The sequence below is a fragment of the Sulfitobacter sp. HI0040 genome, assembly GCF_001634885.1.
GTDB lineage: Bacteria > Pseudomonadota > Alphaproteobacteria > Rhodobacterales > Rhodobacteraceae > Sulfitobacter.
In genome coordinates this window covers 1-3,327 of the sequence record NZ_LWEX01000241.1, presented here as the reverse complement: position 1 = coordinate 3,327, position 3,327 = coordinate 1, and the positions used below count along the sequence as shown (strand labels likewise).

General features: G+C 60.1%; 4 protein-coding genes. All 4 read left to right on the top strand.

Annotated elements, in window-relative coordinates:
- Nucleotides 1–310: 310 nt before the first annotated feature.
- Nucleotides 311–1,006: a hypothetical protein gene (locus A3728_RS12970; protein WP_236628310.1), complete on the top strand. Its 696-nt coding sequence runs from the start codon at nt 311–313 to the stop codon at nt 1,004–1,006.
- A 364-nt stretch (nt 1,007–1,370) separates the two neighbouring features.
- Entirely contained in the window at nt 1,371–1,898 is a 528-nt protein-coding gene (locus A3728_RS12965; protein WP_067924416.1) for a DsbE family thiol:disulfide interchange protein, read from the top strand.
- Nucleotides 1,895–2,416, top strand: a complete 522-nt coding sequence (locus tag A3728_RS12960) for a TlpA family protein disulfide reductase (RefSeq protein WP_067631003.1) — start codon at nt 1,895–1,897, stop codon at nt 2,414–2,416. Before A3728_RS12965 ends, A3728_RS12960 begins: the two co-directional genes overlap by 4 nt.
- Nucleotides 2,417–2,531: 115 nt before the next feature.
- Nucleotides 2,532–3,233, top strand: coding sequence for a cytochrome c biogenesis CcdA family protein (locus tag A3728_RS12955; protein ID WP_348348220.1), 702 nt, complete (start codon nt 2,532–2,534; stop codon nt 3,231–3,233).
- The last annotated feature ends 94 nt before the right edge of the window (nt 3,234–3,327 follow it).

Here is a 3,327-nt window from a genome sequence, read left to right as displayed (position 1 = left end):
TAACGCAACGCAAGCGTCATCCCACGAACCAGCGGCGAGTGTTTCAGGACATCAGCATCTGAGTGAAGTTTGACCGTCGGAAGCATGTCACCACGCTATCCTCGACACCAAAGACCCGCAATCCGCAAGGCTTTTCAGCCCTTCGATATTGGGGTCTGCGGGCTCAAAAGCCTTGCTCCCGTAGCGCCCTGTGGTGACCTTTCTGCTTTGCACAGCCGGTGACATTTCTGAATGGGATTTACATATACTTAGTGTTGCGATAGTATATTATCGTATATATGCTGGACTCCTCTCACGGAGGTTCCGCAGCATGCACTATCTGATCAAGAAGCTCCTCCCCTCGGTTGCAGTCGCTTTCACCGTGACTGGTCTTTCGCTACCAATGTCCGCCCGAGCGCAGACATACCCGATCGACTGCGCGATCCTCTTGTGTCTGTCTGGCGGCTGGCCCGCTTCCGTCCCTTGCGCCCGAGCTCGCGCCGAATTCATCAGGCGTATCACGCCTTGGCCAGTGGAACCGCCGCTGCAAATCTGGCGCTGTCCCATGGGCGCCTCCTATGAGGGCGATCGGCCACCAAACAACGCTGGCCGTATCTTTGAAGCCTTGTACTGGCCCGACAGCCGTCGACCGCTCCAATCCTTGCCAAGAGACAAATTCGTTCCCGCCGACCAGGCCCTCCGGCTCGTTCAAGATCGGGCGGACATCGATATCAGCGGACCTGAGTTCAATTTCGTACGATCCATCCGTGTCTTTGATGTTCGTTACGCGCGGCAATACGAAGCAGGAAGCGAAGGAGACTGCGAACGCTACGCCACTGTAGTCCTCGGCACTTATGGAACCCAAGGCGATTTCTCATGGCAGCGATCTTCTATAACTGCCCTGCCTGAGGCCCATGTGGGACTTGAACGTTGGGGCCAGAATTGCCCGGGTATCTATCACCGATCTGTCTTCGTCGATTGGCGTGACTATGATGGCAACTACGACTTCGAACAGGTGAACTACTAGCGCTGGCAAAGACAGCTTTGCCATCATGCTGCGAGAATTTGAGCGTGCTGAGTTGCTCAAATACCGGCTCTTCGCTGCTTTCGGTGCGCATGTCCGGAGAGCGGACGAAGGGGCCGTTCAGAGGTCTGAATTCAACGGCCTCTTCAGATACCGACCTTTCACTGATTTCTTACGAATCTAAACAGTAAGTATGGCTCGGGTCTGCGAAGCCGCGGCCAAGCCTCCCCCATCGTTCGGCATTGTGATCGGCGACGGTTTGCTTCATATCAGCGGTTGCTGATACCTTATTCCTTCCAAGCATTGATGGCAGGCTATGAGTTCGAAGGATAACCAAGAAAAGCGGCGCCGGAGCGGACGGCCGCTCATGATTTTGCCTATTCTTCTGTTTGGGTTGCTGGGCGTAGTCTTCTACTGGGGCCTCTGGAACAACGACGACCGGTTGCCCTCGACGCTGATCGGAAGACCAATCCCGGAATTCGCGCTCCCGCCCATCGAAGGGCGGCAGGACGGCCTAGCCTCGGCGAACCTGCAAGACCAGGTTTCTCTCGTCAACGTCTGGGCGTCGTGGTGCGTCCCCTGCCGCACGGAGAACCCGCTTCTCGTCGATCTTGCCGAAGCGGGCACCGTTCCGATCTACGGTATCAACTACAAGGACGATGCCGAGGAGGCGCTGGGTTTCCTCGAAGAGCTCGGCGATCCCTTCACCCGCATCGGCGCGGACCGATCAGGCCGCGTTGCGATAGACTGGGGCGTCTATGGAGTGCCGGAAACATACATAATCGACGCCGAGGGGCGCATTGCATACAAGCATGTCGGCCCCTTTGATCAGGCCTCGCTTGAGGAGGACATTCTGCCGGTCGTGCGCCGGTTGCAGGCTGAGAGCGACCCGTGAGGCGACGTGACGTCCTTGCCGGAGTCTTGGCGCTTGCGGCAAGCCCTGCCTCCGCCCGACCACCGATCCCTAATCACGGGACTCCGCGTGATCTCCTGTCGCCGCCTTTCGTGGATGGAGATGGACGGGATCTGACGCTGGCGGACTTCGAGGGACGTGTCGTGCTTCTGAACATTTGGGCGACTTGGTGCCCGCCTTGTCGCGAGGAGATGCCGACGCTCGACGCGCTGCAAGCGCGCCTCGGCGGATCGGATTTTCATGTTCTGCCGCTGTCGATCGATCGGGCCGGTCTCGAACCTGTGCGCCGCTTCTACCGAGAGACCGGCATTCGCAACCTCGATCTCTATATCGCGGAGGATACGCGCGCGATGCTGGCCTTGGCCGTGGTGGGTCTGCCGACAACGATTCTGATCGACCGCATTGGGCGCGAGCGGGGGCGCCTCGCAGGCCCGGCCGAATGGAACAGCCCCGAAGCCGTTGCGCAGATAAGCGCTCTTATTGACGAACGTAAGCAATAGGACATGGAAAAGCACGACGACCGCGCCAGCCGTTCCGCTCCGTGCGCACACGTGGTGGCGGTCTACCGATCAGTTTGGAGATGTGGATTTGATTGAACTTTCCGTTCTTGGACTAATGGCGGCATTGCTGGCCGGTGCCGTTTCCTTTCTGTCGCCCTGCGTGCTGCCGCTCGTGCCCGGCTACGTATCCTACGTTGCCGGACGTACGGTCACCGGCAGTGCAGCGCCTTCGAAGGGGCGGGCCGTCTGGCTCAGCTTCTGTTTCGTCCTTGGCTTCTCCACGATATTCATCGCGCTTGGGGCCTCTGCCACCGCGCTCGGTCAGACGCTGCTGCAGTGGCGCTACGAACTCAACCTCGTCGGCGGCGCGATCGTGATCCTGTTCGGTCTGTTCATGATCGGGGCAGCGCGCCTGTCGGCCATGGAGCGCGACCTGCGTTTCCATCTCGACCTGCCGGGCGGGCAACCGGTCGCCTCCTACGTGCTCGGACTCGCCTTCGGTTTCGGCTGGACACCGTGCATCGGGCCGATCCTCGGTGCCATCCTAACCGCCAGCGCGACAAGCGCGACGATTGGCGAGGGCGTCGCATTGCTTGCCGTCTACTCGGCCGGCCTTGGGATCCCGTTTCTGGTCGTCGCGGGGTTCACCGACAGTATTGCCGGCAGGCTGCGCGGCATCGGTCGTTGGGGTCGCCGCCTGCATCAGGCTGCGGGCGGCGTCATGATCCTGATGGGCCTGGCGATGATGACCGGGCGGTTGAGCGCACTGGCCTACTGGCTGCTGGACACCTTCCCTGTCCTTGCGCGGATCGGGTGAACAGATGCGACTGTACGAGAAACATATCCTCCCTCGGCTGACGCATCTGGCGATGGGCCAGGATCAACTTCTTCCCTACCGGCGCCGCGCCATC

What these genes read in the sequence shown, in the direction of transcription:
- A3728_RS12970 (WP_236628310.1), top strand. Translation starts at nt 311, where the DNA reads ATGCACTATCTGATCAAGAAGCTCCTCCCCTCGGTTGCAGTCGCTTTC.
- A3728_RS12965 (WP_067924416.1), top strand. Translation starts at nt 1,371, where the DNA reads ATGATTTTGCCTATTCTTCTGTTTGGGTTGCTGGGCGTAGTCTTCTAC.
- A3728_RS12955 (WP_348348220.1), top strand. Translation starts at nt 2,532, where the DNA reads ATGGCGGCATTGCTGGCCGGTGCCGTTTCCTTTCTGTCGCCCTGCGTG.